The organism is Pseudomonas sp. Marseille-Q5117 (assembly GCF_946901175.1).
Classification (GTDB): Bacteria; Pseudomonadota; Gammaproteobacteria; order Pseudomonadales; family Pseudomonadaceae; genus Aquipseudomonas; species Aquipseudomonas iranensis.
In genome coordinates this window covers 89,126-112,555 of the sequence record NZ_CAMPPP010000019.1, presented here as the reverse complement: position 1 = coordinate 112,555, position 23,430 = coordinate 89,126, and the positions used below count along the sequence as shown (strand labels likewise).

Annotated in this window: 12 protein-coding genes, 2 tRNA genes, 4 rRNA genes and 1 pseudogene; 9 read left to right on the top strand and 10 right to left on the bottom strand. The window is 57.3% G+C overall.

All coding sequences use genetic code 11. The annotated features are described in order from the left end of the window. The first annotated feature begins 159 nt into the window (after window positions 1-159). The 5 genes from OC605_RS24575 to OC605_RS24555 all read left to right on the top strand — a co-directional run bounded on the left by OC605_RS24575 (window position 160) and on the right by OC605_RS24555 (window position 7,164). Complete coding sequence (locus tag OC605_RS24575) at window positions 160-870, top strand: GntR family transcriptional regulator (protein WP_262140046.1); 711 nt, start codon at window positions 160-162, stop codon at window positions 868-870. Window positions 871-1,568: 698 nt separating this feature from the next. Continuing rightward, complete coding sequence (locus tag OC605_RS24570) at window positions 1,569-2,345, top strand: DUF3050 domain-containing protein (RefSeq protein WP_262140044.1); 777 nt, start codon at window positions 1,569-1,571, stop codon at window positions 2,343-2,345. Beyond that, the gene (locus OC605_RS24565; RefSeq protein WP_262140043.1) at window positions 2,342-3,271 is read left to right on the top strand and encodes a diiron oxygenase; all 930 of its coding nucleotides are present in this window, start codon (window positions 2,342-2,344) and stop codon (window positions 3,269-3,271) included. Before OC605_RS24570 ends, OC605_RS24565 begins: the two co-directional genes overlap by 4 nt. A gap of 10 nt (window positions 3,272-3,281) precedes the next feature. Continuing rightward, entirely contained in the window at window positions 3,282-6,674 is a 3,393-nt protein-coding gene (locus OC605_RS24560) for a non-ribosomal peptide synthetase (protein ID WP_262140042.1), read from the top strand. 22 nt (window positions 6,675-6,696) lie between these two features. Further along, window positions 6,697-7,164 carry an SRPBCC family protein gene (locus OC605_RS24555; protein WP_125918747.1) on the top strand — a complete coding sequence of 156 codons (468 nt, stop codon included), beginning with the start codon at window positions 6,697-6,699 and terminating at the stop codon, window positions 7,162-7,164. Between the two features lie 127 nt (window positions 7,165-7,291). On the opposite strand, the gene OC605_RS28285 is transcribed toward OC605_RS24555, so the two are convergent. Together OC605_RS28285 and OC605_RS28280 are read right to left on the bottom strand one after the other, a co-directional pair. Beyond that, the gene (locus tag OC605_RS28285; protein ID WP_370593577.1) at window positions 7,292-8,077 is read right to left on the bottom strand and encodes a methyl-accepting chemotaxis protein; all 786 of its coding nucleotides are present in this window, start codon (window positions 8,075-8,077) and stop codon (window positions 7,292-7,294) included. A gap of 69 nt (window positions 8,078-8,146) precedes the next feature. Further along, window positions 8,147-9,172, bottom strand: a pseudogene (locus OC605_RS28280) (cache domain-containing protein); the annotation flags it as partial. Between the two features lie 312 nt (window positions 9,173-9,484). On the opposite strand from OC605_RS28280, the gene OC605_RS24545 reads away from it, so the two are divergent. The 4 genes from OC605_RS24545 (at window position 9,485) to OC605_RS24530 (ending at window position 14,828) form a co-directional block, all read left to right on the top strand. Next, window positions 9,485-9,985, top strand: coding sequence for a sigma-70 family RNA polymerase sigma factor (locus OC605_RS24545; protein ID WP_038860824.1), 501 nt, complete (start codon window positions 9,485-9,487; stop codon window positions 9,983-9,985). Further along, complete coding sequence (locus tag OC605_RS24540; protein ID WP_262140037.1) at window positions 9,985-10,986, top strand: FecR domain-containing protein; 1,002 nt, start codon at window positions 9,985-9,987, stop codon at window positions 10,984-10,986. The genes OC605_RS24545 and OC605_RS24540 overlap by 1 nt, the downstream gene beginning before the upstream one ends. Before the next feature lie 86 nt (window positions 10,987-11,072). Next, a complete protein-coding gene (locus OC605_RS24535; protein ID WP_262140035.1) occupies window positions 11,073-13,574 on the top strand; it encodes a TonB-dependent siderophore receptor in 2,502 nt (833 codons plus the stop codon). A gap of 75 nt (window positions 13,575-13,649) precedes the next feature. After that, window positions 13,650-14,828 (top strand): PepSY-associated TM helix domain-containing protein, encoded by a 1,179-nt coding sequence (locus tag OC605_RS24530; RefSeq protein ID WP_262140033.1) that lies wholly within the window; start codon window positions 13,650-13,652, stop codon window positions 14,826-14,828. Window positions 14,829-14,894: 66 nt separating this feature from the next. Here the strand turns inward: OC605_RS24530 and rrf (OC605_RS24525) are convergent. The 8 genes from rrf (OC605_RS24525) to OC605_RS24490 all read right to left on the bottom strand — a co-directional run bounded on the left by rrf (OC605_RS24525) (window position 14,895) and on the right by OC605_RS24490 (window position 23,386). Then, window positions 14,895-15,010, bottom strand: a 5S ribosomal RNA gene (rrf, locus tag OC605_RS24525). A 105-nt stretch (window positions 15,011-15,115) separates the two neighbouring features. Next, window positions 15,116-15,231 (bottom strand): 5S ribosomal RNA (gene rrf / locus OC605_RS24520). Window positions 15,232-15,384: 153 nt separating this feature from the next. Further along, window positions 15,385-18,278, bottom strand: a 23S ribosomal RNA gene (locus OC605_RS24515). 238 nt (window positions 18,279-18,516) lie between these two features. Beyond that, a tRNA-Ala gene (locus tag OC605_RS24510) sits at window positions 18,517-18,592 on the bottom strand. Between the two features lie 10 nt (window positions 18,593-18,602). Then, window positions 18,603-18,679 (bottom strand) — tRNA-Ile (locus tag OC605_RS24505). 123 nt (window positions 18,680-18,802) lie between these two features. Beyond that, a 16S ribosomal RNA gene (locus OC605_RS24500) occupies window positions 18,803-20,339 on the bottom strand. The 16S, 23S and 5S rRNA genes sit together here with 2 tRNA genes alongside, the layout of an rRNA operon. 630 nt (window positions 20,340-20,969) lie before the next feature. After that, window positions 20,970-22,190 carry a CaiB/BaiF CoA transferase family protein gene (locus OC605_RS24495; RefSeq protein ID WP_133335354.1) on the bottom strand — a complete coding sequence of 407 codons (1,221 nt, stop codon included), beginning with the start codon at window positions 22,188-22,190 and terminating at the stop codon, window positions 20,970-20,972. Between the two features lie 14 nt (window positions 22,191-22,204). Next, on the bottom strand, window positions 22,205-23,386 hold the full coding sequence (locus tag OC605_RS24490) for an acyl-CoA dehydrogenase (protein ID WP_024015035.1): 1,182 nt from the start codon (window positions 23,384-23,386) through the stop codon (window positions 22,205-22,207). Window positions 23,387-23,430: the final 44 nt, after the last annotated feature.

Here is a 23,430-nt window from a genome sequence, read left to right as displayed (position 1 = left end):
GGTGAAGCTTAGCCCGGCAAAAAACAATGGCACCGTGAGATCATCGAAGACACGCTAGACTTGAGATTGCCGCGCAACGTTTTACAAGGTTTGACAACCTGTAGAGCAATCACTAGTGTCATTTGGATCCAAATATTGCGACCTACAGGGTGTGTTGTCGTGACTCAGAAGCCCAAACCGCTGCACAGCATCAAAGTCCAAGGACCGATTCCTGCGCATCTGGCCCGGTCGGTGATCGAAGAAACTCTGCGCTCGGCCATTCTCGATGGACGCCTGCCCTGTGGCACTGCGCTGCGCCAGCAGGATCTGGCCGATCTGTTCGGGGTCAGCCGCATGCCGGTGCGTGAAGCCTTGCGCCAGCTCGAAGCGCAGGAGTTGCTCAGCGTCACCACGCACAAAGGCGCCGTGGTCGCCCCGCTGATCCAGGGCGATGCCGCTGAAACCTACGAGTTGCGCATTCTGCTCGAATCCGAGGCATTGCGGCAGTCCATTCCGCTGCTGACTGAGGCCGAGCATCAACTCGCCGCTGGCTACATCGACGAACTGGAAGCGCAGCACGACTACAACGAAATCGGCCGCCTCAACCGTCTCTTTCACATGGCCCTGTATAGCAGGGCGCCCAACCAGCGACTGCTGCGCCTGGTGGAGGACGGGCTGAACGAAGAAGAGCGTTTTCTGCGGTTCAATCTGGAAGCGATGGGCTTGGGCAAGCTGTCCCAGGATGACCACCGCGCCATGCTTCAGGCCGTGATAGAGCGGGACATACCGCGCTCGCTCGCAATGCTGGAGCAGCACCTCAACCGTGGCGTTGAGGTCATCACCCGCTACCTGGCGACTCCCGCCGCACAGAAGCGTCACACCGCACGCTGATATCTCGTACGTCGAATAATCCCCTTACAAATCTTCGCGACCGCTCTGCTGCCGGCTCTGGCAGCGGATCGGCGTGCCCGCTGGTGCCCGCCCCGGCCCTGCCGACGCATTTCTGCTGCCCGCCGATGACCAATCGGTAATAGCCGTGACGGCAATTTACCCGCACTCTTCCAGCGCCACCCCTACAGAACGGGGACGCGCCGCCCTGACGGCACAGTCCCCGCAACAGGAACCTACGGAAGGAGCCTTGTCACGGGAAACAGGAAGTCATGGCGCCGGTCCCGGCCAACTTTCGCCCCCTTTGAATTCATAAATTTCCCTTGTTTAAAAGTTGCTTCGAGTGAGGCATTCACTCTTGTTATCGATTTTGGCCGTTATTAGCCGAAAGGAGTAACTACGCCCTAATAAAACTTGATCTGAAAGTTTTATCGGTAACTCTTATATTCAAAAAACAGCCAACTTAAAATAATTGAAAATAAACTTGTTAAATGCATTTGCCCTGTATTAGTTTTTCTCTCGCCAGGTTTGAACGTCGCCGTTCAGCGCGGCATACCTCACGCACCAACCGCAGCACCCGTGGCGCCGCAACGGCGCCACAGCGCAATCAATATTTGCCCGACCAACTTGCTATCCAACTTGCTCGACCGCTTACAGCAACTGAAAAGAACCGTGCACTTCAATCAATGATAAAGGACATCATGATGCCCACTAAGCAGCAACTCGCCCTGAAGAAAGCCGAACTGAGTATTCACCCGATCTTTTCCGAGATTACTTCGTTATCGGTATTACGCCGTTTCATGGAAACCCATGTATTTGCCGTATGGGACTTCATGTCGCTGACCAAGCGCCTGCAACAGGAACTGACCTGCACGCGTTTACCCTGGTTGCCGCCGCGCGATCCCCACGCGGCTCGGTTGATCAACGAGATCGTGCTGGGCGAGGAATCGGACGATCGCCTCGATGCCGGCCACTACAGCCACTTCGAGTTGTACCTGGATGCGATGCGCGAAGTCGGCGCGAGCACCACGGCGGTGGAGCGTTTCGTCACGTTGCAGCAGGAAGGCGTGAGCTACGAAGTCGCGTTGCAGAGCATCGATGTCGATCCAGCGGCCGCGCAGTTCGTTCGCGATACCTTGCGCATTGCCCTGGAGGCGCCGGGACACAGCGTTGCCGCCGCGTTCCTGCATGGTCGCGAGAGCGTCATTCCGACGATGTTCCAGCGCATCCTCGATGACTGGGGCATCGGCATCGAACAGGCACCGACTTTCCGTTACTACCTGCAACGGCATATCGAAGTCGATTCCGAAGATCACGGCCCCGCCGCCGAGCAGTTGCTGGAGCGTCTGGTCGATGGCGATCCGCAGCGCGCAGCCGAGGTTTACGCCAGCGCCATCGCCGCCGTGGAAAGCCGCATCGCCTTGTGGGACGGGCTGCGCCTGAGCATTGGCGTGCAAGTTGCCGAGGTGGCCCAATGAACGCTGCCGACTATCAATCCTTCGCCGACGCCTGGGAAAGTCGCGCGCCCATCCGCACCCGTCCCCGGCGGTTGCTGGAAGACGATCAGCGCCTGATCTACCCGCTCAGCCGCCAGCCTCTGGTGCTCAGCGAAACCTTCCTGCGTGAATGCCCACAGCAACGTGATTTCGCCCTGGTGCAGACGTTGTACAAATTCATTAACGACGTAGTGATTTTCGAGACGGAAATCGTCGACAAGACCGCCCGCAGCATTGCCAAGAATCGCTTTGCCGTGGCGTTCCCGTTCGCCTGTCGCTACGACGCGATGACCGTGGTGGTCGATGAGGATTACCACGCGCTGGTGGCCATGGACTTCATGCAGCAAACGGTCGCGCTGACCGGTATCGAACCGATTCCGTTGCCCGACGAAATCGAGCTGAGCCGGGCAATTCCCGCCGCTGTTGCGCTGGCGCCGGACCACCTGCGCAGCGCGGTGGAATTGATCTGCGTAGCAATCGCCGAAAACACCGTGACCGGTGATGTCGCGGCGTTCGCCCGCGACGATTCGGTCAAGCCGTCGATCAAGGGCCTGATGGCTGACCACTTGCTCGACGAAGGTCGCCACTCGAGTTTCTGGGCGCGGATGGTGCGCATCTATTGGCACACCGCCAGCGACGCGGACCGCCAGACCATCGCGCAGATTCTGCCGGTGTTCATCGGCCATTACCTGACCAACGACATCCAGAAGTCCTTCGATTTGCGCCTGATCGATGCGCTGCCGGTCAGCGAAACCACCCGCCATTCACTGCGTGAAGAAATCGCCGGACTGGCCTTCCCGATCAATCGCCACCACCCGCTGGTAGGCAACATCGTCAGGTTTTTCCACAACAGCTCGCTGCTCGACACACCGTGCGTGCAGCACGCCCTGCGCGACCATCTGGTTTGAGGAGGCCGACATGAAACGTCTCGACATTTTGCTCACCGGCGCCAGCCAGGCCATGACCGATCTGGCCCGGGAGCTCGAACAGCATGGCCATGCTGTGACCCGCAGCGGCGTGGCTCAAACGGCGGTGGATCTGATCATCGACGATGGTTTTATCGCTGCCGGCGACTTCTGCGCCATCCCGCATCTGCACCTGCGCCTGGGTGTCGCCGCGCAAGAGCATGGCGGCCTGCCGACCCTCGACTTGCTGTGCTTTCTCGGCTCGTCGCTGATCAGCCGTGTGCCGATCGGCGATGAGCCGTCCGGCAACGGTCAGTCGCTACGCCAACGAGCGCTCGCCCATGTGGTCGACGAAGTGGCGTTGCTGGTCAGCCGCTTTTCCCGCGATGCCGATTATTTGAGGCATGCCCCGGCCCTCAAAGCGCCGGATTTCGAACGGCTGGAAGATCTGCTGTTTCTCGACAAACTGGCGTATGTCCACCGTCTCAACGACACGGCAAATCCGGCGCTGCTGCAACAAGCGCAGATCCCGCTGATCGAGCGCCTGCGACAAAGCCTGATCGAACATGCCGAACGACCGGCGCTGCACCTCGGCGGACAGTCCATCAGCTACCGCCAATTGCACGCCCACAGCCGGGCGATCCAGCAGCGGTTGCTACCCTTGCTCGAGCAACATCCGCAGCCGTGGGTGGTCGCTGTCTGCCAAGGCAAAAGCCCGGCACTGTTCGCCTCGATTCTGGCGATTCTCGGCAGCGGCGCGGTGTACTTGCCGCTGGAGCCGAGCCATCCTTTGCAGCGCCAGCAATACATCCTGGAAAACGCCGGCGCGGTGCTGTTGCTTCACGATGGACAGCAGGCGCTCAGCGAGTCGATAGCGGGGCTGGATGTCAGTGGCATCGAAGCGCCGAACGCCGATCTCGACCGGCCGCTGATGCAGCACCGCCCGGAACTTGATGCACCGTGCATGGCGCTCTACACCTCGGGCACCACCGGGCATCCGAAAGGCGTGCTGCTCAGCCAGGCCAATCTCGCCCACTTCACCGCGTGGTACGCCGACTACGTGCAGTTGCACGCCGGAAGCCGGGTGTTGCAGTTCTCTTCGCTAAGCTTCGATTCGTCACTGATCGACATCTTCCCCAGCCTGCTCGCAGGGGCGGAACTGATCGTGCCCGACGACACCCAGCGCCGCGATCCTTTGCAGCTGATTGCGCTGATTCGCCGGCGGCAACTGACCCACGCCTTCTTGCCGCCGGCGCTGTTGAGCATCCTGCCGCTGGAGCAACTGGAGGGCGTGCAGGTGATGACCGGCGGTGATGTCTGCGAGCCGTACGTCATCGAGCAACTGACCCGCCAAGGCACCCTGCACAACCTGTATGGCCCGACCGAAGCCACCGTGCTGATCACCGCGCGCCAGCTCAAACCGGGCGACAGCAACCGCACGCTGGGAGGGCCGATCGCCAACAGTCGGGTGCTGATTCTCGACGACGATCTGCAACCGGTGCCCGATCAATCCGTCGGTGAACTGTTCATCGTCGGCCCCGGTGTCTGCCTCGGTTACCTGAACAATCCGCAGCAGACCGCCGAGCGTTATCTGAGCCTGTCACTGCCCGGCGGCGAAACCCTGCGCGCCTACCGTAGCGGCGACATGGCCAAGTGGGGCGAGCACGGTATCGAGCTGTGCGGACGGCGCGACAATCAGGTGAAAATCCGTGGCTTTCGCGTCGAGCCGGAAGAGATCGAGCGCTGCCTGCGCGAGAGCGGCTTGTATCGGCAGATCGCCGTGGTCATCGACAGTCAGCGACGCATACTGGCGTTCCTCGCCCAGCCACAGACCGAGACTGCCCGGGACCAACTGAAAGCCCACGCCCGGCAGTTTCTGCCGGACTACATGCAACCGGGAGCGTGGACCGAACTGGCGCAGATGCCGTTTGCCAGTAACGGCAAAGTCGATCGCAAGGCGCTGCTGACATTGCCGGTGACGCTGCAGGACAGCGCTGCGAAATGCCTGCCGGCCAATGCTGACGAAGCGCTGCTGTTGGAGATCTGGGCCGAATTGCTGGAACTGCCGACCAGCGACATTTCCACTGACGAAAGCTTCTTCAATCTCGGCGGACATTCGATTCTGCTGTCGCGGATGTTGCTGCGCTTGCGTGAGGAATTCGGCCGAAGCATTTCGATCAATCGCTTCATCGAACTGCCCACGATCAGCAAACTGTCGACGCTGGTGCGCGGCACCGATGACAGCGCCGTGCTCAGCGCTCAGGCCATGGCCGACGCCGAGCGCGCGCTGGACATCGAACCGCTGCCGATCAGCCGCATGGGCGATGTGCACAAGGTCATCGTCACCGGTGCCAACAGTTTTGTCGGCGTGCACATCGTCGAAGCGCTGCTCGGTTGGGGCGCCAGCGAAGTGGCCTGTCTGGTGCGCGACGGCGCCGGGCAAACGGCGGCGCAACGCTTCGCTCAGGCACTGCGCGAAAACCGGCTGGAGCACCTTGACCTGAGCCGTGTGCGGGTTTACGCAGCTGATATCAGCCGTCCGCAACTGGGCCTGGGCGATGAGGACTATCAGCGCCTGGATCGCGAGTTCGGCGCGCTGGTGCACAACGCCGCCAACGTCAACCACGTGCTCGATTACGAGTCCCTGGCGGCGGACAACGTCGAACCGATATTTGCCCTGCTGAAGCTGTGCGAAGGGCAGCGCAAAAAGGTCTTCAACTTCGTCTCGACCCTGTCGGCATCCAGCACCGTGGACGACACCGGTCGAGTGCTGGAACTGCCCGCCGCCGCGACGCCGCCGATCTATATTCGCAACGGCTACAACCTGTCGAAGTGGGTCGGCGAACGCATCCTCGAACGGGCGCGCGAGCGCGGTGTACGGGTCAACCTTTATCGCCCTGGCAACATCAGTTTCAACAGCCTCAGCGGCGTTTGCCAGCCGCATAAAAACCGTTTGATGCTGATGCTCAAAGGCTCGATCCAGCTCGGACAGGTGCCGGCCTTCGCGCTGAATTTCGACCTGATGCCGGTGGACTTTCTCGCCCGCTTCATCGCCTTCCATGCCAGCCGTTATTCAGCGCAACGCTCAGTGTTCAATCTGCACAATCCCGAGCCGCTGAGCTGGGATGCCTACGTCGCTTCGTTCCGCGAAACCGGCAGCGAGTTTTCGCTGGTCAGCGTCGCCGACTGGCAGCAGCAACTGAGCCGAGTCGACGCCGACAACGCGCTGTTCGGCGTGCTCGGCTTCTACCTCAACGGCTTCGAAGAAGACATCGGCGACATCTCCCTTATCGGTCACGCCAACGCCGAGGCCGGCGTGCGGCAGATGGGCGCGCACTACCCACAGAAATCCCCGGCGCTGCTGCGTCGCGGCTGCGACTACCTGAAAGAAATCAACTTCATCTGACTCATCAACAAGGAGCAACACCATGAGCAATCTGCAACCCGACACCCTGATCAAAAACCCGCAAGGCTGCCACGTTGTGTCGTCGGTGGAAGTGCCGGCGGACGCGGCAAAAGTCTGGGCAGTGGTCGGCAATTTCGCCGGCTTCGATCGATTCATTCCAGCGCTGTCACACACCGAAATGACCGGCGAAGGCGTGTCCTCGCTGCGCAAAAAAATTTTCAAGGACGGCAACGTCGTGGTCGAACAACTCAACTCGCGCGATGAACAGGCGCGGCGCATGACCTGGACGACGATTTACAACACGTTGGGGGTGGCGAATCTGTGGGCGGCGATGCAAGTGGAATCGCTGAGCGCAGGGAAGTCGCGAGCGACCTGGACGATCATTGCCGAACCGGCTGCGGGTGGGGATGAAGCATTGCCGGGGTTCAGGGATTTCGTGCAGGGGTTTGCCGATGATGCGATGGGCAATGTGCTGAAGCTGTTCGTTTAAGGCATCGGTTTGGCGGTGATTGAACCGCCGCTTTCGCGAGCAGGCTCGCTCCCACATTTGGAATGCATTTCCCTGTGGGAGCGAGCCTGCTCGCGAAGAACGATAACGCGGTCTGCGATCTGAAAAATCAGATTTTGAAGCTGTCGACCAATTGCTTCAGGCGATTGGCCTGCTGCGACAACGCATCACAATCCTTCAACGTTTCATTGAGGTTGGCCACGCTCTGCTGGTTCAACAGGTTGATCTGGTTGACGTCGACGTTGAGGGTTTCCACCACCGCAGTCTGCTCTTCAGTCGCAGCGGCCACCGACTGGTTCATACCATCGATTTCGCCGATGCGCTGGGTCACGCTGACCAGACGCAGACCGGCCTGATTCGCCACTTCCACGCTTTGCTCGCTGGACGCCTGACTGGCGTTCATCGTGCTCACCGCTTCGCGCGAGCCGACCTGCAGCGAGGTGATCATCTTGTGGATCTCTTCCGCCGATTCCTGGGTGCGATGCGCAAGGTTGCGCACCTCATCGGCGACCACGGCAAAACCGCGCCCGGCTTCACCGGCACGCGCGGCCTCGATGGCAGCGTTGAGCGCCAGCAGGTTGGTCTGCTGCGAGATGCCTTTGATCACATCGAGAATGTGGCCAATGTTGTCGGTGCTCGCGTTCAGGGTTTCGATCTGCGTGCACGACAGGCTGATCTTCTGCGACAACTCGGTCATCGCCTGAATGGTCTGCTCGACCACCTGACGACCATCATCGGCCTGCTCGGAAGCGCCACTGGCGTGCTGCGAAGCATCCGCCGCGTTGCGCGCGATCTCCTGAGTGGCGGCGCCCAGCTGATTGATCGCCGCCGCGACGCTGTTGGTGCGCGCACTTTGCTCGTCGGAACCGACGATCGAAGCGTTGGACGAAGCCATCACCCGTTGCGACAGGTCATGTACGTGACGGGTCGCCGACGACACTTCGGAAATCGATGCGTGAATCCGTTCAACGAACTGGTTGAACGCGCTGCCCAGTTCACCGAACTCGTCTTTGCTCTCGACCACCAGACGCCGGGTCAGATCGCCCTCGCCCTGGGCGATATCTTTCATCGCGCGGCCCATCGTGGTCAGTGGACGCATCAGGACGTTGATCAACAGGCTCAGCAGCAGCGCAATCGCCGCGACCGCGACAAACATGGCGATCAGCGCCGAGGTGCGGAATTGGCTGAGTGCGGCGTAGGCCTTGTCGCGATCGATCGACAGACCGATGTACCACTGCGCATTCGGCAGATCGCTGACCGGGGTGAACGAGAGAATGCGTTCCTGGCCGTTGAGCACCACGTTCTGGTTGCCCTTCTCGATGCGCACGCTGGTGTTCGGGTAGATGTCCTTGAGGTTTTTCATTACCTGATCTTTGTCCGGGCTGACGATCACCTGACCGTCGGCACTGATCAGAAACGCATGGCCGAGGCCACCGAAATCCACCGAGTTGATGATCTTCACCAGGGTTTCCAGGCTCAGGTCACCGCCGACCACACCGAGCAATTCACCGTCCTTTTTCACCGGCATGGCGATGGTCACCACCAAGCCACCGACGGCCGCCATGTACGGCGGGGTCAGCATGGTTTTATCGGCGGCCACTGCCTGCTTGTACCAAGGGCGCTGACGCGGATCGTAACCGTCCGGCATCTTCGCATCGGGGCGCTGGGTGAAGACACCGTTGGCCTGGCCGACGTAAGTGAACTGAAAGTTCGACGTGAAGGCCGGTTGATCGACAAGGCCGGGGAGGTCGGCATTCCTGCCTTGATGGGCAACGTTCTGCGCGAGGTTTTCCAGCACCAGAATCCGTCCGCTCATCCAGTTCTGCACGCTGCTGGCGGTGAGGTCACCGGCCTGTTGCACGGAGGACTGCAGGTTCTGGCGAATGGTGTTTCGCTGCAGATAATCGTTGTAGAGCGTGAACAACGCGAACGCCAGGACCACGACGCCCGAAGCGGCCAGGAGGATTTTATGGCTGAACTTGAGATTCATTTCATGGGACTTCTTATGCCAAAAGTGGGGATGCGTTTCCGAATGCAACATTCCATGTACGGCGCAGGCAGCGTTCTTCTGGCTGCTCTACTTTGGTGCACGCATTTCTCACCAGTCTGTCGGCCAGCGGCGGAGAAATCTTAGGGGCGCGTGAGAAATGGGCGGGTTTTGGACAGGATTCCCGCCGAACGGCGTGCCAGAGCGGCTGCGAGGGAATTTTTCGTATCGACATGGACGCGACAGTTGCAAAATCTGTAACCCTTGATGACAATGCGATTAATTATCATTTGTGACGTTCGGGCTGGCGTGGTCATGTCTTCACCTGAGTTGGTCGTACAGGCGCTTTACGGTAGTCATCACGGCTGGCTCAATGCCTGGCTGCGCGCACGGTTGGGCAATGCAGCGGATGCCGCCGATCTGGCTCAGGACACTTTCCTGCGTCTGCTGCAACGTACCGAACGCCTCGAACTCAGAGCGCCCCGAGCTTTCCTGCGAACCATCGCGCGCGGTCTGGTGATCGATCATTGGCGCCGCGAGGAAATCGAGCGGGCCTATCTGGAGACCATTGCTCACTTGCCTGAAGGCGAAGTACCTGACGCCGAATCGCGCGCGTTGGTCCTGGAACTGCTGGAAAGCATTGCGCGCATGCTCGAAGGACTTAAGCCGAAAGTGCGTCAGGCGTTTCTCCTGGCGCAGTGCGAAGGTTTGACTCACAAACAGATCGCCGAGCAGTTGGGCGTATCGGTACGTTCTGTGGAACGCTACGTCGCCGATGCGCTGTATCACTGCTATGTGTTGCGGTATGAAAACTGATGCCTGTGGATAACCTCTCACTCGCTCGCCGCGTCGAACCGCGCCAACACGTGGTCAAGCAAGCGATTCACTGGCTACTGCGACTGCGCAACAACCACGGCAATTCGCGGCTGACTCGCCAATGCGAGCAGTGGCGCGCCGAGCATCACGAACATGAAATCGCCTGGCAGCGGGTGCAGTCGCTGCAAGCCGAATTGAGCTCCAGTCTGCGCGCCGTGCCGGGTGCGCAGGTCGCTTTCAACACCTTGGAAAACAGTGCGCAGGGGCTGGGCCGACGCCAGGCCTTGAAGTTGTTGTCGGGCGCGCTGTTGATGGGCTCCGCCGCGTGGCTGGCCAAGGACAGCGCCGCCTGGCAGCAATGGAGTGCCGACTACGCGACGGCGACCGGCGAACGGCGCGGTTTCCAGTTGCCCGACGGCACGCGCATCGAACTCAACACCGCCAGCGCCGTAGACCTGGATTACACCGCGCAGCAGCGCCTGATCAAACTGACCCGTGGCGAGATCATCGTTACCTGCGGCGGCGCTGACGAAGGCGCGGCGGCCGATCGACCGCTGCGCATACAGAATCGCCACGGCAGTTATGCGCCGGTCGATGCGCGTTTCATTTTGCGTCAGGAAGAACAGTGCACGCGGCTCAGCGTTACCCGTGGCCGAGTGTTGGTTCGCGCTGGCGGTCATTCCCTCGAAGCACTCGCCGGGCAGAGTTTTCTGGTCGATCAAAGCGGTTTGCGCGCAGCGCCGACGCCGGATATGGATGCGGGCGCCTGGCTCGACGGTTTGATTGTCACGCGCAATATGCGGCTGGGCGACTTCCTCGCTGAAGTCGGCCGTTATCGCCCGGGTTATCTCCATTGTTCGGCGGATATCGCAGACCTGCGCCTTTCTGGGGTGTTCCGTCTGGAGGACACCGACAGGCTGCTGGCGGTCCTGCCGCAGACGCTGCCGGTGCAATTGCGTTATCGCACCCGCTGGTGGGTGACCCTGGAACGTGCGGTGTGATTATTTTTGGCGGGTTTTTCCAGGCAGTCCGGCTTAGTCAGTAAGCACTTCAAATCAGCCCTCGCGACTGCCTACGGAAATCCACAATGACTGTCCGCGCCACTTGTAAGAATCCTCTGAATTTCACTGCAGAATCGACACTACTGCGCCATGCGGCTCGCGCGGCACTGCTGACCACCGCGCTGGGCGTCAGCGTATTACCGAGCCTGAGTCTGGCCGCCAACACCGGCACCGAGATCAGCCACCGCTACAACATTGCTGCCGGGCCATTGGGCGAGGCATTGAATCAGTTTGCCCGGCAGGCCGGTATCACCCTGGCGATGACGCCGCAACAGACTCAAGGTCAGCAATCTCCCGGCGTGCAGGGTGAATATTCGACCGACCAGGCCTTGAGCCATTTGCTCAGCGGCTCAGGACTGGAGGCCGTCAGCCAGGACGGCAGCAGCTACATTCTGCGCCCACTCGCCGAAAGCGAAGCACTGGCCTTGCCGACCACCGACATCAAAGGCTTCGCCCTCGGCAACGCGCTGGGCAGCATGGCCGGCTACAACGCCACGCACAGCCAGATCGCCACCAAGACCAGTACCGCCCTGCTGGAGACCTCGCAAAGCGTGTCCGTGGTCACACGCGAGCAAATGGATGACCAAGGCTCGCAGACCGTCTCGCAAGCAATGCGCTACACCCCGGGCGTGCTGACCAACCCGTATGGCGCCACCCATCGTTACGACTACGTGGCGATGCGCGGTTTCAACGACGGCTCGGTGGACAACATCTACCTCGACGGCCTCAAGTCGATGGGCGACAGCGGCACCTACAGCACCATGCAGGTCGATCCGTATTTCCTTGAACGCGTGGATATTCTCAAAGGCCCGTCATCGGTGCTGTACGGCCGTAGCTCGCCCGGCGGTCTGGTCGCGCTGACCAGCAAAAAGCCGTTGTATGAGGCCTACCATCAGGTGCAGGCGACAGTGGGGACGCAAGGCCAGCGTGGGGTTGGTTTTGACTTCAGCGGTCCGGTCGATGACGACAAGCGCATTGCCTATCGTCTGACCGGATTGAGCGATCAGTCCGACACGCAATTCGATCACAACAAGGAAAAACGCTTCGCCCTTGCGCCGACGCTGAGCATCGATTTCAGCGAAGACACCTCGTTGACCCTGCAGGCCTATCTGCAACACGATCCGGACGGTGGTTACCACGGCGGCGTTCCGGCGGACGGCACGATCCATCAGCGCAATGGCGAACGCATCTCGCCGCGCTTCTTCGAGGGCGAGCCGGGTATCGATGGTTACTCCCGTGACCAGCAATCGTTCGGCTACCAGTTCGAACATCGCTTCAACGATGTCTTCACCGCCCGGCAGAACTTCCGCTATCTCGATTCCAAAGTGAACATGGATCAGGTCTACGCCTATGGCTGGACCACCCCGACCAGCAATGAACTGAACCGCTATTACACCGGCGGTGATGAGCGCCTGCATGCGTTCATCGTCGACAACATGCTGCAGGCCGAATTCTTCACCGGCGCGACCAAGCACACAGTCCTGATGGGCGCGGACTATCAACGGCGCAAAACCGTGGTCGACTGGACCAGCGGTGGCCTCGCGCCGATCAATGCGTTCAATCCGGTGTACGGTAACTCGGCGATCGAGATGTACGGCGACACCAGCTATCTGCGGCGCCTCGAACAGACCGGTGTGTATCTGCAAGACCTGATCGAGATGGACAAGTGGCGCTTCTCGCTGGGCCTGCGTCAGGACTGGGTCGAGACATCCGATGAAAACCGCATCGCCGAAGCGGGGCGGCCGGTGGGTACAGAGATCAATGATCGGCGCACGAAACTCACTGGGCGTGCCGGCGCTTTATATCTGTTTGATAACGGTCTGGCGCCATACATCAGCTACTCCGAGTCGTTTAACCCGAACTCCTATGCTGACAGCGCCGGTAATCCACTCGCCCCTACCGATGGCACACAGTGGGAAGTCGGTTTGAAGTATCAGCCGCCGGGCACCGATAACCTGTTTACCGCCTCGCTGTTCCGCATCGACCAGGAAAACCTCGCAACCAAACTGCCGCAGGAAAACTTCTATCGCGCGGTCGGTGCCGTACGCTCGCAAGGTCTGGAGCTGGAAACGCACATGCAACTGACCGATAACTTGAAAGTGCTCGGCAGTTACACCTTCACTGATATCGAATATTCCAAATCGATGATCAGCACCTTGAGCACGCCGACCGATGTAATCGAGAACAAGGGCAACTCACCGACTCAGGCGCCGCGACACATGGCCTCGCTGTGGGCTGACTACAAGTTCGACAGCGCCGCACTTGATGGGCTGCGCCTGGGTGGTGGGGTGCGCTATGTCGGCTACAGCTGGGCCGATGCGGAGAACACGATGAAGGTGCCGTCTTACACGCTGTTCGATGCCTCGATTGGTTATGACCTGGGCAAGATTGGTTTGAAGGGTGTTGATGTTCGGCTCAACGCGAACAACCTGACCAATGAATCCTATGTCGCGTCCTGCGCCAGTCTGAACTTCTGCTACATGGGCGAAGAACGCAACGTAGCGGCGACCGTCAGCTATCAGTTTTAAAGCTATGTCCTGTGCATAAAAAAGCCAGCCCCTGCTATCAGGGGCTGGCTTTGTCGTATCTTCGGGGTGTTTTGTATGCGTGCGTTTCTGGTTTTGTTGCATCGGTACATTGGCTTGGCCAGTGCGGTGTTTTTATTGTTGGCCGGGCTTACCGGCAGTGTGCTGGCGTTTAATCACGAACTGGATGAGTGGCTGAATCCGCAGTTCTACGAGGCGACATCAGTGGGTGAGCGCTTGTCGCCGGGCGCGTTGGTAGATGCAGTGCAGACTGCACATCCGAAACTGCAAGTCTGGTACATGGAGTATCCGCAGGAGGCGGGGCATACGGCGCTACTGGCGGCCGTTCCTCGTAAAGATCCAGCAACGGGCCAGCCGTTCGATGAGCTCAATCAGGTGTTCTATCTGGACCCGGTCAGCGCGGAGCAAAAAGGCGCGCGCTACTGGGGTGAATGCTGTTTTCAGCGGGAGAACTTCATCCCGTTCATTCTGGAGTTTCACTACAACCTGACATTACCGGGTAACTGGGGATTGCTGTTAATGGGTGGGGTGGCCATCGCGTGGGTGATCGACTGCTTTATCGCATTGTGGCTGACCTTGCCGCGTGGCAAGCCCTTCTGGAAGAGGTGGGCGACTGCGTGGAAGGTGAAAGGCGGGCATGCCTACCGCTTGAACTTCGATCTGCATCGCGCCGGAGGATTGTGGTTATGGCTGCTGCTGTTACCGATCGCCGTCAGCAGCGTGGCAATGAACTTGCCGAGCCAAGTGTTCAAGCCTGCAGTTTCGTTGTTTTCGCCCATCGAGCCGAGCGTTTATGAAGCCAGAGGACGAATGCCCGCCAATCAACTAGGGACGACACAGTTGAGTTATCAACAGGCGTACGAAAGGGCATTGCAGGAAGGGAAACGATTAGGACTGACGGCGGCAATCGGCGAGTTGTATTACAGCTTTGAGTACAACTTCTACGGTGCAGGGTTTGGACAGCACGATACGGACGCACACGGTAAATCCTGGTTGTTCTTTCACGGTACCGATGGCCGATTATTGGGACAGGAGATCGCGGGACAGGGCACGCTTGGAGAGCAGTTCTATCGACTCCAGTTGCCCATACATGGGGGACGGATCATCGGGGTGACAGGGCAGGTAATGATCGCGGTACTGGGTGTGTTGATTGCGGTGTTATCAGGGACGGGACTTTATATCTGGTGGTGCAAGTGGCAGGCAAGACGCAAAACTAGGATCCGAAGAACAGCCTGATCTTTCGTACACGCTTAAATGACAAAACCCCTGTCTGCGTTAGCAGACAGGGGTTTCGGAATTCAATCTTGACGATGACCTACTCTCACATGGGGAAACCCCACACTACCATCGGCGATACATCGTTTCACTTCTGAGTTCGGGATGGGATCAGGTGGTTCCAATGTTCTATGGTCGTCAAGAAATTCTTTATCTGGCCCGTCAACACGGTAACAAGCCAGCAAAAACAGGAACTTCTACTAAAACAAAACCCCAACTGCTTTCGCAATTGGGGTTTCGGAATTTAATCTTGACGATGACCTACTCTCACATGGGGAAACCCCACACTACCATCGGCGATGCATCGTTTCACTGCTGAGTTCGGGATGGGATCAGGTGGTTCCAACGCTCTATGGTCGTCAAGAAATTCGGGTACTGACTCGTGACCAGATGGCCTCGCTTCAGCAAATTGGGTATGTGACAGCTGGTGTTTGTGCGTTTCGAACTTTCGGTTCGTTTCGTCTTCACACACCGCAATCTGGTGCCTTTTCAGGTCAGCAAATTGCTTGGGTGTTATATGGTCAAGCCTCACGGGCAATTAGTATTGGTTAGCTCAACGCCTCACAGCGCTTACACACCCAACCTATCAACGTCGTAGTCTTCGACGGCCCTTCAGGGAACTCAAGGTTCCAGTGAGATCTCATCTTGAGGCAAGTTTCCCGCTTAGATGCTTTCAGCGGTTATCTTTCCCGAACATAGCTACCCGGCAATGCCACTGGCGTGACAACCGGAACACCAGAGGTTCGTCCACTCCGGTCCTCTCGTACTAGGAGCAGCCCCTCTCAAATCTCACACGTCCACGGCAGATAGGGACCGAACTGTCTCACGACGTTCTAAACCCAGCTCGCGTACCACTTTAAATGGCGAACAGCCATACCCTTGGGACCGGCTTCAGCCCCAGGATGTGATGAGCCGACATCGAGGTGCCAAACACCGCCGTCGATATGAACTCTTGGGCGGTATCAGCCTGTTATCCCCGGAGTACCTTTTATCCGTTGAGCGATGGCCCTTCCATACAGAACCACCGGATCACTAAGACCTACTTTCGTACCTGCTCGACGTGTCTGTCTCGCAGTCAAGCGCGCTTTTGCCTTTATACTCTACGACCGATTTCCGACCGGTCTGAGCGCACCTTCGTACTCCTCCGTTACTCTTTAGGAGGAGACCGCCCCAGTCAAACTACCCACCATACACTGTCCTCGATCCGGATAACGGACCTGAGTTAGAACCTCAAAGTTGCCAGGGTGGTATTTCAAGGATGGCTCCACGCGAACTGGCGTCCACGCTTCAAAGCCTCCCACCTATCCTACACAAGCAAATTCAAAGTCCAGTGCAAAGCTATAGTAAAGGTTCACGGGGTCTTTCCGTCTAGCCGCGGATACACTGCATCTTCACAGCGATTTCAATTTCACTGAGTCTCGGGTGGAGACAGCGCCGCCATCGTTACGCCATTCGTGCAGGTCGGAACTTACCCGACAAGGAATTTCGCTACCTTAGGACCGTTATAGTTACGGCCGCCGTTTACCGGGGCTTCGATCAAGAGCTTCGCGTTAGCTAACCCCATCAATTAACCTTCCGGCACCGGGCAGGCGTCACACCCTATACGTCCACTTTCGTGTTTGCAGAGTGCTGTGTTTTTAATAAACAGTCGCAGCGGCCTGGTATCTTCGACCGGCATGAGCTTACGGAGCAAGTCCTTCACCCTCACCGGCGCACCTTCTCCCGAAGTTACGGTGCCATTTTGCCTAGTTCCTTCACCCGAGTTCTCTCAAGCGCCTTGGTATTCTCTACCCAACCACCTGTGTCGGTTTGGGGTACGGTTCCTGGTTACCTGAAGCTTAGAAGCTTTTCTTGGAAGCATGGCATCAACCACTTCGTCACCCAAAGGGTAACTCGTCATCAGCTCTCGGCCTTAAGATCCCGGATTTACCTAAGATCTCAGCCTACCACCTTAAACTTGGACAACCAACGCCAAGCTGGCCTAGCCTTCTCCGTCCCTCCATCGCAATAACCAGAAGTACAGGAATATTAACCTGTTTTCCATCGACTACGCTTTTCAGCCTCGCCTTAGGGACCGACTAACCCTGCGTCGATTAACGTTGCGCAGGAAACCTTGGTCTTTCGGCGTGGGTGTTTTTCACACCCATTGTCGTTACTCATGTCAGCATTCGCACTTCTGATACCTCCAGCAAGCTTCTCAACTCACCTTCACAGGCTTACAGAACGCTCCTCTACCGCATCACCCGAAGGTGATACCCGTAGCTTCGGTGTATGGTTTGAGCCCCGTTACATCTTCCGCGCAGGCCGACTCGACTAGTGAGCTATTACGCTTTCTTTAAAGGGTGGCTGCTTCTAAGCCAACCTCCTAGCTGTCTAAGCCTTCCCACATCGTTTCCCACTTAACCATAACTTTGGGACCTTAGCTGACGGTCTGGGTTGTTTCCCTTTTCACGACGGACGTTAGCACCCGCCGTGTGTCTCCCATGCTCGGCACTTGTAGGTATTCGGAGTTTGCATCGGTTTGGTAAGTCGGGATGACCCCCTAGCCGAAACAGTGCTCTACCCCCTACAGTGATACATGAGGCGCTACCTAAATAGCTTTCGAGGAGAACCAGCTATCTCCGAGCTTGATTAGCCTTTCACTCCGATCCACAGGTCATCCGCTAACTTTTCAACGGTAGTCGGTTCGGTCCTCCAGTCAGTGTTACCTAACCTTCAACCTGCCCATGGATAGATCGCCCGGTTTCGGGTCTATTCCCAGCGACTAGACGCCCTATTAAGACTCGCTTTCGCTACGCCTCCCCTATTCGGTTAAGCTCGCCACTGAAAATAAGTCGCTGACCCATTATACAAAAGGTACGCAGTCACAGAACAAAGTCTGCTCCCACTGCTTGTACGCATACGGTTTCAGGATCTATTTCACTCCCCTCTCCGGGGTTCTTTTCGCCTTTCCCTCACGGTACTAGTTCACTATCGGTCAGTCAGTAGTATTTAGCCTTGGAGGATGGTCCCCCCATATTCAGACAAAGTTTCTCGTGCTCCGTCCTACTCGATTTCATGACCAAGAGATTTTCGCGTACAGGGCTATCACCCACTATGGCCGCACTTTCCAGAGCGTTCCGCTAATCTCAAAGCCACTTAAGGGCTAGTCCCCGTTCGCTCGCCACTACTAAGGGAATCTCGGTTGATTTCTTTTCCTCAGGGTACTTAGATGTTTCAGTTCCCCTGGTTCGCCTCTTGCACCTATGTATTCAGTACAAGATAACCATCTTATGATGGCTGGGTTCCCCCATTCAGACATCTCCGGATCAAAGTCTGTTTGCCGACTCCCCGAAGCTTTTCGCAGGCTACCACGTCTTTCATCGCCTCTGACTGCCAAGGCATCCACCGTATGCGCTTCTTCACTTGACCATATAACCCCAAGCAATCTGGTTATACTGTGAAGACGACATTCGCCGAAAATTCGAATTTCTCAACTAAGAGAACTCACAAATTTTACCTTAGCCTGATCCGTTACCAGTGAAAGTAACGTTCAGTCTATCTTTCTATCACATACCCAAATTTTTAAAGAACGATCTAATCAAAAGACTAGAAATCAATATTCAGTGCGAATATTCATTTCTAAACTCTCAAACTTCGAAGCAGTTTATGGTGGAGCCAAGCGGGATCGAACCGCTGACCTCCTGCGTGCAAGGCAGGCGCTCTCCCAGCTGAGCTATGGCCCCATAACAAAATTGGTGGGTCTGGGCAGATTCGAACTGCCGACCTCACCCTTATCAGGGGTGCGCTCTAACCAACTGAGCTACAGACCCAATTTCGAGCTTGTAACTGTTAGCTCAGAGCTATCAGCTTGGAGCTTAAAGCTGCTTCTATCGTCTTCTTCAATGAATCAAGCAATTCGTGTGGGAGCTCATGCAGCAGCTGATGTCGTCGATTAAGGAGGTGATCCAGCCGCAGGTTCCCCTACGGCTACCTTGTTACGACTTCACCCCAGTCATGAATCACACCGTGGTAACCGTCCTCCCGAAGGTTAGACTAGCTACTTCTGGTGCAACCCACTCCCATGGTGTGACGGGCGGTGTGTACAAGGCCCGGGAACGTATTCACCGCGACATTCTGATTCGCGATTACTAGCGATTCCGACTTCACGCAGTCGAGTTGCAGACTGCGATCCGGACTACGATCGGTTTTATGGGATTAGCTCCACCTCGCGGCTTGGCAACCCTTTGTACCGACCATTGTAGCACGTGTGTAGCCCAGGCCGTAAGGGCCATGATGACTTGACGTCATCCCCACCTTCCTCCGGTTTGTCACCGGCAGTCTCCTTAGAGTGCCCACCATTACGTGCTGGTAACTAAGGACAAGGGTTGCGCTCGTTACGGGACTTAACCCAACATCTCACGACACGAGCTGACGACAGCCATGCAGCACCTGTCTCAATGTTCCCGAAGGCACCAATCCATCTCTGGAAAGTTCATTGGATGTCAAGGCCTGGTAAGGTTCTTCGCGTTGCTTCGAATTAAACCACATGCTCCACCGCTTGTGCGGGCCCCCGTCAATTCATTTGAGTTTTAACCTTGCGGCCGTACTCCCCAGGCGGTCAACTTAATGCGTTAGCTGCGCCACTAAGAGCTCAAGGCTCCCAACGGCTAGTTGACATCGTTTACGGCGTGGACTACCAGGGTATCTAATCCTGTTTGCTCCCCACGCTTTCGCACCTCAGTGTCAGTATCAGTCCAGGTGGTCGCCTTCGCCACTGGTGTTCCTTCCTATATCTACGCATTTCACCGCTACACAGGAAATTCCACCACCCTCTACCATACTCTAGCTTGCCAGTTTTGGATGCAGTTCCCAGGTTGAGCCCGGGGATTTCACATCCAACTTAACAAACCACCTACGCGCGCTTTACGCCCAGTAATTCCGATTAACGCTTGCACCCTCTGTATTACCGCGGCTGCTGGCACAGAGTTAGCCGGTGCTTATTCTGTCGGTAACGTCAAAATTGCAGAGTATTAATCTACAACCCTTCCTCCCAACTTAAAGTGCTTTACAATCCGAAGACCTTCTTCACACACGCGGCATGGCTGGATCAGGCTTTCGCCCATTGTCCAATATTCCCCACTGCTGCCTCCCGTAGGAGTCTGGACCGTGTCTCAGTTCCAGTGTGACTGATCATCCTCTCAGACCAGTTACGGATCGTCGCCTTGGTGAGCCATTACCTCACCAACTAGCTAATCCGACCTAGGCTCATCTGATAGCGCAAGGCCCGAAGGTCCCCTGCTTTCTCCCGTAGGACGTATGCGGTATTAGCGTTCCTTTCGAAACGTTGTCCCCCACTATCAGGCAGATTCCTAGGCATTACTCACCCGTCCGCCGCTGAATCCAGGAGCAAGCTCCTTTCATCCGCTCGACTTGCATGTGTTAGGCCTGCCGCCAGCGTTCAATCTGAGCCATGATCAAACTCTTCAGTTCAAACATCTTTGGGTTTTTAAGAAACCCTAAACTTGGCTCAGCAATCGTTGGTTACATCTTTGATTTCTCGCGGAGTAACTTGTGATGCTGATAATCTTGTTGACTATCAGTCTGACTGCACAAGCACCCACACGAATTGCTTGATTCAGTTGTTAAAGAGCGGTTGGTTAAGATCTTTCGTCTCAACCGAGGCGCGCATTCTACAGCAGCCTCATTTGCTGTCAAGTGATTATTTTCAGAAGTTTTCGAAGAATTCTTCAACAACTTCAACCACTTGCGCTTCCGATCTCTCGTTAGCGGGAGGCGAATTCTACAGCGTTAACCGCTGCTGTCAACACCTCTTTTTCTCCGCTTTCGACCGAGAAGATCGAACCGTTAAAAGAGCTACACATCACTGCCCTTTCAACTCCTTCCAGGCTTCGATGATCTGAAGCAAGCCGCTGTCGAAAACTGCGTAACTCTTTGAATCTCAAGGAGTTTTCCGTTTCGACTGCGCCGGAAGTGGGGCGAATTATAGACCTCTGGAATCTGCCGTCAACCGTTAATTTCGCTTTTCTTTCAATAACTTGCGTATTGGTTAAAAAACACCCAATCAGATGAGAAAAGAGCTTCTTCTATATAGAAGAAGACTTAAAGCACGCCTTCCTCCTTCAACATAGCCACCGCACCTGCCCCCAGACCCAGCACCCGCTGCAGAACCTCTAACGTGTGCTCACCTAATAAAGGAGGCGCATGACGATATTCAACGGGCGTCTCCGACAATCGAATCGGGCTGGCCACCTGGGGCACCATCCCCGCCAATGCATGAGGCAGTTCGATCGCCAGACCGCGCGCCTTCACTTGTGGATCCTCAAACACCTGCGACAGATCATTGATCGGCCCACAAGGCACACCCGCCAGCTCCAGTTGTGCAACCCACTCGGCTGTCGTTTTGAAAACCGTCGCCTGGCGAATCAAGGGAATCAGCACCGCGCGGTTCGCTACCCGTAGCTTGTTGGTCGCGAAGCGCGGATCATCCGCCCACTGCGGTTGCCCCGCGACTTCGGCAAACTTGCGGAACTGCCCGTCATTGCCCACGGTGAGGATGAAGTCGCCATCCGCCGTAGGAAAGTCCTGATAAGGCACGATGTTGGGATGGGCATTGCCCAGACGCTTTGGCGCATTGCCGGTGGTCAGGTAGTTCATCGCCTGGTTCGCCAGACATGCGACCTGAACATCCAGCAACGCCATATCAATGTGTTGCCCGCCACCGTCATGATCGCGATGAGCCAATGCCGCGAGGATCGCCACCGTCGAATACAGCCCGGTAAGAATATCCGTCAGCGCCACGCCCACCTTGACCGGACCGGCACCCTCGTCTCCTTCGGGTCGGCCAGTCAGACTCATCAAGCCTCCGAGCCCCTGGATCATGAAGTCATAGCCCGCGCGCTTGGCATAAGGCCCGGTCTGGCCGAAGCCGGTGATGGAGCAATAGATCAGATTCGGGTTGAGCGCCTTCAGCGACTCATAATCCAGACCATAGGCCGCCAGACCACCTACTTTGAAATTCTCAATCAGAATGTCCGACTTTGCCGCCAGGTCGCGCACCAGCTTCTGCCCTTCAGGTCGGGTGAAGTCGATGGTGACCGATTGCTTGTTGCGGTTTGCCGAAAGGTAATAAGCCGCTTCCGACGTGTTCTCGCCGTAAGCGTCTTTAAGGAAGGGCGGACCCCAGGCGCGGGTGTCATCACCATTTCCCGGGCGCTCGACCTTGATCACTTCGGCGCCAAGGTCGGCGAGGATCTGTCCGGCCCAAGGCCCGGCCAGCACTCGTGATAAATCCAGTACCCGTAGATGTGACAGCGCGCCCATGGTCCGCTCTCCTTTTAATAGAACGCTTGCAGACCAGTTTGCGCACGCCCGAGGATCAGCGCGTGAACGTCATGGGTACCTTCATAGGTATTCACCACTTCCAGGTTGACGAGGTGACGGGCCACGCCGAACTCATCGGAGATGCCGTTACCACCGAGCATGTCGCGCGCCATCCGCGCGATATCCAGCGACTTGCCGCAGGAGTTGCGCTTCATGATCGAAGTGATTTCAACGGCGGCGGTACCTTCGTCCTTCATCCGGCCCAAGCGCAGGCAGCCTTGCAGTGCCAGAGTGATTTCGGTCTGCATGTCGGCGAGTTTCTTCTGTACCAGCTGAGTTGCGGCCAACGGACGACCGAACTGCTGACGATCCAGAGTGTATTGGCGCGCAGTGTGCCAGCAGAATTCGGCAGCGCCCAGCGCGCCCCAGGAAATGCCATAGCGTGCGGAATTGAGGCAGGTGAAAGGACCTTTCAGGCCACGGACATCCGGAAAAATGTTCTCTTCCGGCACGAACACGTTGTCCATGACGATCTCACCGGTGATCGAAGCGCGCAGGCCGACCTTGCCGTGAATCGCCGGAGCGCTCAGACCTTTCCAGCCTTTCTCCAGAACGAAGCCACGGATATCGCCGGCATCGTCCTTGGCCCAGACCACGAAGACGTCAGCGATCGGGCTGTTGGTGATCCACATTTTCGCACCGGTCAGGCTGTAGCCGCCATCGACCTTACGCGCCCGACTAATCATCGCGCCCGGATCGGAACCGTGGTTCGGCTCGGTCAGACCAAAGCAACCGATCCATTCGCCGGAAGCCAGCTTCGGCAGATACTTCTGTTTCTGTGCCTCGGTACCGAATTCGTTGATCGGCACCATCACCAGCGAGGACTGCACACTCATCATCGAGCGATAGCCAGAGTCGACTCGCTCGACTTCACGCGCGATCAAGCCATAACTGACGTAATTCAGACCGCTGCCACCGTATTGTTCTGGAATGGTGGCGCCGAGCAGGCCGACTTCACCCATCTCGCGGAAGATTGCCGGATCGGTCTTCTCATGACGGAAAGCTTCGAGCACACGCGGCGCCAGACTCTGTTGAGCGAACTGGGCGGCGGTGTCGCGGATCATCCGCTCTTCTTCGGTGAGCTGTTGATCCAGCAGCAGGGGATCGATCCAGTTGAAACTAGCTTTACCGCCCATGAGTGAGCCCTCGCAATCGGGTGAATTAACGTGGCATTGATCCT

What these genes read in the sequence shown, in the direction of transcription:
- OC605_RS24565 (WP_262140043.1), top strand. Translation starts at nt 2,342, where the DNA reads ATGAACGCTGCCGACTATCAATCCTTCGCCGACGCCTGGGAAAGTCGC.
- OC605_RS24530 (WP_262140033.1), top strand. Translation starts at nt 13,650, where the DNA reads ATGCGTGCGTTTCTGGTTTTGTTGCATCGGTACATTGGCTTGGCCAGT.
- OC605_RS28285 (WP_370593577.1), bottom strand. Translation starts at nt 8,077, where the DNA reads ATGGCTTCGTCCAACGCTTCGATCGTCGGTTCCGACGAGCAAAGTGCG.
- OC605_RS24545 (WP_038860824.1), top strand. Translation starts at nt 9,485, where the DNA reads ATGTCTTCACCTGAGTTGGTCGTACAGGCGCTTTACGGTAGTCATCAC.
- OC605_RS24540 (WP_262140037.1), top strand. Translation starts at nt 9,985, where the DNA reads ATGCCTGTGGATAACCTCTCACTCGCTCGCCGCGTCGAACCGCGCCAA.
- OC605_RS24560 (WP_262140042.1), top strand. Translation starts at nt 3,282, where the DNA reads ATGAAACGTCTCGACATTTTGCTCACCGGCGCCAGCCAGGCCATGACC.
- OC605_RS24535 (WP_262140035.1), top strand. Translation starts at nt 11,073, where the DNA reads ATGACTGTCCGCGCCACTTGTAAGAATCCTCTGAATTTCACTGCAGAA.
- OC605_RS24495 (WP_133335354.1), bottom strand. Translation starts at nt 22,190, where the DNA reads ATGGGCGCGCTGTCACATCTACGGGTACTGGATTTATCACGAGTGCTG.
- OC605_RS24490 (WP_024015035.1), bottom strand. Translation starts at nt 23,386, where the DNA reads ATGGGCGGTAAAGCTAGTTTCAACTGGATCGATCCCCTGCTGCTGGAT.
- OC605_RS24555 (WP_125918747.1), top strand. Translation starts at nt 6,697, where the DNA reads ATGAGCAATCTGCAACCCGACACCCTGATCAAAAACCCGCAAGGCTGC.
- OC605_RS24570 (WP_262140044.1), top strand. Translation starts at nt 1,569, where the DNA reads ATGATGCCCACTAAGCAGCAACTCGCCCTGAAGAAAGCCGAACTGAGT.